The 7,053-nt window shown below is 65.3% G+C and carries 5 protein-coding genes and 1 tRNA gene; 5 read left to right on the top strand and 1 reads right to left on the bottom strand.

Going from position 1 to position 7,053, the window contains the following annotated elements; all coding sequences use genetic code 11:
- Positions 1–1,071: 1,071 nt before the first annotated feature.
- From GVY41_RS19870 to GVY41_RS19890, 5 genes are all read left to right on the top strand, one after another.
- Complete coding sequence (locus GVY41_RS19870) at positions 1,072–1,593, top strand: hypothetical protein (RefSeq protein ID WP_161348718.1); 522 nt, start codon at positions 1,072–1,074, stop codon at positions 1,591–1,593.
- Positions 1,594–1,763: 170 nt separating this feature from the next.
- Complete coding sequence (locus tag GVY41_RS19875; RefSeq protein ID WP_161348717.1) at positions 1,764–2,339, top strand: hypothetical protein; 576 nt, start codon at positions 1,764–1,766, stop codon at positions 2,337–2,339.
- A gap of 105 nt (positions 2,340–2,444) precedes the next feature.
- Positions 2,445–4,691: an AAA family ATPase gene (locus GVY41_RS19880; RefSeq protein ID WP_161348716.1), complete on the top strand. Its 2,247-nt coding sequence runs from the start codon at positions 2,445–2,447 to the stop codon at positions 4,689–4,691.
- Positions 4,692–5,046: 355 nt separating this feature from the next.
- Positions 5,047–5,274, top strand: coding sequence for a hypothetical protein (locus GVY41_RS19885; RefSeq protein WP_161348715.1), 228 nt, complete (start codon positions 5,047–5,049; stop codon positions 5,272–5,274).
- A 55-nt stretch (positions 5,275–5,329) separates the two neighbouring features.
- Positions 5,330–6,970, top strand: a complete 1,641-nt coding sequence (locus GVY41_RS19890; RefSeq protein ID WP_229726022.1) for a recombinase family protein — start codon at positions 5,330–5,332, stop codon at positions 6,968–6,970.
- Here the strand turns inward: GVY41_RS19890 and GVY41_RS19895 are convergent.
- Positions 6,927–7,003 (bottom strand) — tRNA-Met (locus GVY41_RS19895). The two genes, GVY41_RS19890 and GVY41_RS19895, sit on opposite strands and share 44 nt — an antisense overlap.
- Positions 7,004–7,053: the final 50 nt, after the last annotated feature.

Genomic DNA, 7,053 nt, shown 5'->3' on the forward strand with positions numbered 1-7,053 from the left:
CAATCGCCCGACCCGCTGCACGCGATGAAAGTTCCGCGCGCCGGGCGATTGCTCAACCCGCGCCGAAAGGCGTAAATGACCAACGGGCTCCGGTCGCGGCTGGATGAAAGACCAGTGGCAGGTCACCTGCGTTCGTCGTGCATTTGGAACTTGCCGAGATCGGCAGGGTGGAGCCCGGCGAACCGCAACACGATGGGCGGAGGATCCAGCAAGGTTGTGACGGGCTGGTGCGAGGTGGTCGGCGTGACGGCATTCATGACAGCGAGGCCCGATGAGTTATGTTTCTCCTGTCAGGATAGAGTTGACCCTGGAAAATCGTCGCACAGGGGCCTCGAAGGTTGTGCGCCATGATACTCACTAGTGATGTTGCAATCGGGGCAGGCCCCGACTGCAACATCACTGTTCGTCCGGGGGATACCCCCGGAACCCCTCCTCGCCTTCACTCCACGGCGAAGCCGTTGCGCGAAGGCTGCGGCCAGCAGCCTGCTGGACCCTCTCTTGTGCTGTCCGAGGATGATCTTGTTCTGATTTGAAGACTGTTTCGCCGTCTGCCACGCGAACCCCCTTGATCGGCGCAGACCTGCCGTCAGGATATTCGGCGACCGATGGCCATTCACCGGCTTACCTGCTTTCGGAGCCCGCCTTGTGGGCCAGTCAGACAGAGTCCGCCCCGGATCATCACCAATCAATTTCGCATTGCTTAGCGCGAAAAGGCTCTGGCTCCTCCTGCGCCGGAGGCAGTGGGCCTCAGGAGGCGCTGTGCCCGCTCAGTCTCTTGCCCTACTTCGGAAGAAATCCCTGTTCTTTGAGATGTGCCGTTACCAGCCGTTCCACATAGGACGCTACAGAACGGCCATCTGCTTCGGCGGCCTGCTCGACCGCTCGTTTCGTCTCCTCGGTGACCCGGACCGATAAGGCAGAAGTTTTTGTCATGTGTTCACTTGTGTGCAGTTGACATTCGAGTGCATCGAGTTCATATTAAACTCAGTTGCACACAATTGCAACGGGCCGAGGGGAAGGTGGAAGCTCCCCGCTCGGCCCTGTCCAGACAATCTCAGTGAGGAGATCACCATGGCTACCTGTATCACTACCACCGCAGCAGATGCCGCGAAAGACGCACACTTCACTCCGACCGCCATCAGCCGGTCGTTCTCCGGCGCCTTGGTCGCCTTGGCGGGACATGTCGAAGCAGAAAAGGATATCCAGCATGTCTCTTGCTGGGACCCAGCATTCCTGAGCTGGAACCGTGAGGCAGAGCGCGCCCGCGAGGCGGTGCTGTCTCGACTCGACGCCATCGACCGTGTCGCACCTGAGCGCCCGGAAGACCGGCCCTTGAAGCGCATGTCGATGCTCATTGGCTCGATGATCCGCACCCCGGACGCGGCGGAGTTTGAGCATCTGCACAGCCTTGTCGCCCAGTTCCCGGACCTGTTCTCCTGCCGTGCCGGAAGCCCCGCCTCGCGGCGCGTCAACCAGATGCTGGCGACGGCCAAGGCGCGCCTTGCCGACCTCGCGACCCTTTCGGAATATGTTGACGCCGGCGCGCAGGATGGGATGATGGCCGCCGGGGACGTCCCTCCCCTGGCGATGTGACATGACCTACCCGAGCGCGCAGCACCTCATACGTTCCTGACCGACGCCGCATCGCAGCTCCGTCGGCCTGCGCGCCGCAATCCTTCCATTGATGATCCCGTCATCGGGCGACACTGGCGGCACTTCCGTGCCTGCCGGTCAGCGCCTCACCTTTGCCGAGGAGGGCCCTCATGCCCGTTCAAATGCCGCTCGCAAACCTGACGTTGCCGCCGGTCGCGCTGCACGATGCCGCCGCCGTCTCCGCCCTCTGGTCCTTCCCGGACCTCGACACCGGCACGCTGTGCCATCACGCAAAGATCCTCGGCGAAGCGGGAGAGCGCTTCGTCGACAGCATCTTATTGCGGTTTGGCATGCTGCCGCTCGCCCTACCGGAACACTCTTCCGCGGACAGGCTGGTCCTGCATCCATGCGCCGTGCTGAAATTGCAGGTCAAGACCGCGACCGCGCAACGCGGCGGCGGCTGGCACTTCAACATCAGCAAGGGCTACAATCACTCCCCCGGCGGGGTTGGTCCCTATGCGGCCAGTGACTTTGACCTCCTCGCGCTGGTCGTGCTGCCGGAGAATGTCGTGCGGTTCAGCCGTGACCGCCGCTCGTCGCAGCGGATCATGCGGTCCGAGATCGCCGGACTGCGCGCCGATCCGCGGGCGAGCCTGGAGGAGGCCATGCTCGCCTTGGGCCTTGCCGCTCCTGCCCCGCCGGACAATGGCCTGGCCGCTCTTGAGGGTCCGGCGCTCATACCCTGAGCAGCGCCCGCTATGCCGGTGCGGCCAGCGGACAAATGACTTCCTCACCCTTCTTCCTGCTGTCCGACCAACCGGACGCCCCCTCTCATGTCCCGGAGGTGCGCCATGACGCACGCTACCACTGAATCCAGCCGCCCCACCTGGTGGGCCTACGCGCAAAAGGCGGTCCGCCGACTGCAGCAGGACGAGGCGGAAAACCCGCTCTCGCGGGGCACCATGAAGCTCGGCGGAGCCCGTCGCGGCTTCGGCCTCGATGATGACCTGCCCGCCCAGCTCGGTGCCTCGGCCGATGTTCCCCCGGCCTCGCCGCTCTCGATCCTGAGCGCCGTCCCGGACCTGCGGCACCTGCCGGCGGGGGACTGGGACGAGATCGCTGACGCCGGGGGCGATCCGGCGGCAACGACCGAGCGTGGCGACGCCCTTCCGCCGGTGCAGGTGCCGTGGCGCAAGCTGCTGATTACGAACCAGCTGGCGGCCAGCGTCGGATCGGCCGAAAGGCTTGATGACATCCTTGCGGCGGGTGCTGTCACTCTGCTCACCGGCGTCGCCGAGGACGATCTGAAGCTGACGGCGCAGATGCTGACGCATCTTATCCCCGAGGACTGGCTGATCCACTTCGAAGGTGGCGACGACTTCAGCGAGCAATGCCTTTCTGTGATCAAGCCGCGTGTAACGGACAGCAAGATCGGCCCGACTGCCGCACGCGACTACCTGTCAGACGTGGTGAAGGGGCTCCAGTCCTCGAAGCCGGTGCTGATCGTCCAGACCTCCAACGCGACTCTGCCCCCCGACCTGCCGGTCGAGCGACTTCAACGGATTGCGCTCATGCCGGTCACGCGCGACGTCCTTGTCGCCACGCTCTGCACCAGCCACTCTGCCACCGGGCGGATCGACGAAGCGCGCGTTCGCGCGGCCCTGCCCGAGGACAGCGTGCTGTCAAGCATCAGTCCCATCCGTCTGGCCTTCGCAATGCGAGGCGTAACGGCGCGAGAGGTGGCGGAGCGGCTGTCAGGATCGGTGGCCATGCCGAAAAAATCCGCTGGCGCCGAGCCCGGCCTTGACGACTTCACCGGCGCTGGCAAGGCGCTGCGGGCCGCGCGGCAACTGGTGCGCGATCTTGCGCTATGGCGGGCGGGCACGATCGGCTGGCACGATCTCAGCCGGTCGCTCCTTGTCTATGGCCCACCCGGCACCGGGAAAACCTGGCTGGCTCGGGCCATCGGCAATGACGCCAACCTGTCCGTGGTCACCGGGTCCTTCGCCGAGTGGCAAGCGAAAGGGCACCTCGGCGATATGCTCCGCGCGATGCGCGAGAGCTTCGCCGACGCGCGGAGGGAAACGCCCGCAGTGCTGATCATCGACGAAATCGACGCTGCAGGCTCGCGGCAAGATGCCGACCGTCACAACCACAACTACCGCGTGCAGGTGATCAACGCGTTCCTGGCGGAGCTCGACAGCTTGTCACGCGAAGAAGGCGTGATCGTCGTCGGCACCTGCAATCACCCAGAGACGCTGGACCCGGCGATCCTACGCGCCGGGCGGTTCGATCTGAAGATCGCGATGTCCCTTCCCGACGCCGAGGCGCTCTACGGCGTGTTCCGGAGGCACCTCACCTTCCCCGAGGCGGACCTGCGCGACCTCTCGCGGCGGGCGGTCGGTCACACGCCGGCAGACATCGACGCGATCATCCGCCAGGTGCGCGCCGAGTGCCGGTCCGACGGCCGCGAATTGACGCTCGAATACCTGCGCGCGTGCTTCGGCGGCCATGACAACGTCGAACTGCTTCACCGCATCGCCGTCCACGAGTGCGGCCATGCGATCGTCTGTGCGGCCCTCGGCCTTGGCCGGGTGACCCGGGTTCTGCTGACGCGCGGGGGCGGCGAGATCCATGTCGACCTGCGGCCGCAGGCAGGGCTGACCGGCGACATCACGGCCACGTTGAGCCGCATGCTCGCCGGGCGAGCGGCGGAGCGGCTGATCTTCGGCACCGTCTCGGCGGGAGCTGGCGGCTCCATCGAGTCCGACATCGCGCAGGCGACCCAGTTGGCTTTGGCCATCGACAGCAAGCTCGGCCTCGGCCTTCAGGGCGCGGTCTGGCGCGGGGGTGACGAGGCCGCGCTGCTGCGGGATCCGGCAATCTTCGAGGCGGTGCGCCGCAGGATCGAAGACGCGGAAGATCGCGCGCTGGCGATCCTTGCGACGCACCGCACCCTCCTTGAAGACATGGCGCGCGCTCTGGTGGCGGCGCGCGAGTTCGGGTTGGCGGAGGCCGCCAACTGGCTCCGGCAACTGCCAGGATCGTCTGACACTATCCTGGCCGGCGCTCTACGGGAGCAGCCGCATCTGAACTGATCCGGCCCGCCCTGCGCCCTTCGGCGCAGGGCGGGTGCATGCGCTTCCGGCCCACACGCGCGCCAAAAAAATCCGGATAATTTCTTTGGGATTTCGCAAACCGGGTCGCTCGCGGACCCTGGCTCGGACCTGACCCTGTATTGAGGGGCCGTCAGGCGCCTGCCGTTTGCCGGTTATCCACATAAACCGGCGCTTCTGGCCCCTCCCCCACCCATTCCCGTGCCCTTGCACGCCCTCGCCCGCTTTGGATCCTTTATGATGATGAGCAACAGCCCCGGAGCGAGTTCCGGACAGTCACCAGCCATCATCACCGCCGGGAATAGCTTCCCGCGCGGCCGGGGAGAACTTTGCCACCGTGGCCCGCAAGCGCAACACCAGTTCGAAGGAGAAGCCAGCCACTGCGCTGGTCGCTACTCCTGCGGCTGCGCCGGTCACGCCGGGTCAAGTTTCGTCCGGAGCACCCCTTGCCGAATGGCCGGCCGCGCCGCATCCTTCCCTGATCGCGCTCGTTCGCCTGCTGGCGCGGCAAGCGGCGCAGGCCGAGGTCGCGGCGCAGATTGCGGCCCAGCTTCCGGAGGACTGAGATGACCGTCAAAGGCCCGCTCCGCGCAGCGATCTACGCGCGCTATTCGTCAGAGATGCAGTCCGCGGCTTCGATCCCCGATCAGGTTCGCGTGTGCCAAAAGCTCTGCGCCGATAACGGATGGACGGTGGCGGGTGTATTCGCAGACGAGGCGATGAGCGGCGCAACGCATCTGCGGCCTGGCTTCCAAGATCTGCAGCAGGCAGCGATGAACGACGGCATCGACGTGATCGTGTCCGAAGCGCTGGACCGGCTCTCGCGCGACCAGGAGCATATCGCTGGACTCCACAAGCGCATGACCTTTCTCGGCGTGCGGATCGTCACCAAAAGCGAAGGTGAGATCAACGAGATGCATATCGGCCTCGGCGGGACGATGAGCGCGTTGTTCCTGAAGAACCTGGCGCAGAAGACCCATCGCGGCCTGGAAGGACGGGTGAGGGCGGGCAAGTCAGCAGGCGGCATCAGCTACGGCTACAAAGTGGTCAGGACCTTGCGCGCCGATGGCACGGTGACGACCGGTGAGCGAGAGATCCTGGCCGGCGAGGCCGCGGTCATCCGTCGGGTCTTCGAGAGCTATGCCCAAGGTTTATCTCCGCGTGCAATTGCCGCAGCGCTGAACAAGGAAGGCGTCCCCAGTCCGGGAAACCGCGGGACGGCCTGGACCTTCTCAACGATTGCTGGAAGCGCCGCACGCCTCAACGGCATCCTTAACAACGAGCTCTATGTCGGGACACTTGTCTGGAACCGCCAGACGTTCATTGACGATCCGGCGACCGGCAAGAGGCAGGCTCGTCCGAACCCGCGCCAGGCCTGGGTAATCACGGATGTCCCGGAGCTGCGGATCATCGACGACGATCTCTGGCGCCGGGTCAAGCAGCGCCAGACCGCCATCAGTAGCAAGGTCAACCCCGACGGCGACGAGGGCGCGGCACCGCGCCCTGAACGCGCCCGACGCGCGACCTATCTGTTTTCTGGCCTTCTCGTCTGCGGCTGCTGTGGCGGAAGCTACACGCTGATCAACAAGACCCGGTATGGCTGCTCTGCGGTCCGCAACAAAGGCGAGAGCATCTGCGGCAATCGGGCGACCATCCAGCGAGAAGAGGTGGAGGACCGGGTTCTGGGGGGACTGAAGCAGAAGTTGCTGCACCCCGAACTCATCGCGGTTTTCGTCGAGGAATACCGCCAGGCGTGGAACGCGGCCCAGGCCGGCGCCAGCGCCGGGAGGGAGAAGCAGGAGCGTGAGCTCGCTCAGGTGGAGAAGAAGATCGCCGGCATCCTGGCCGCGATCGAGGACGGGATGTATCACAGCTCGATGAAGGCAAAGATGGCGGAGCTGGAGGCAACGAAGGCGCAGTTGACGGCCAGCCTGGCCGCAAGCCCTGAGCCCCCTGCCCTGCGGCTGCATCCGAGCCTCACCGGCCTCTACCAGCAGAAGATCGCGGATCTTTCGGCGGCGCTGTCGGACCCTGCGGTGAAGATCGAGGCGGCAGAGACGCTGCGCGGCCTGGTTTCCGAGATCCGGATGATCCCGGACCCGGAGGCGCCGGGCGGCCATCGCATTGAACTTGCAGGAGAATTGGCCGGCATCCTGGCACTCGGAGACCCAGATACGACAAAGCCCCCGCGTTTGGCGAGGGCTGGGTCGGATTCGATGGTTGCGGGAGTAGGATTTGAACCTACGACCTTCAGGTTATGAGCCTGACGAGCTACCGGGCTGCTCCATCCCGCGTCCGTTCCCGCGGGCTTTTTTCGCACTTGCGGGGTGTATTTATTGACATC

The organism is Frigidibacter albus (genome assembly GCF_009908165.1).
Classification (GTDB): Bacteria; Pseudomonadota; Alphaproteobacteria; order Rhodobacterales; family Rhodobacteraceae; genus Frigidibacter; species Frigidibacter albus.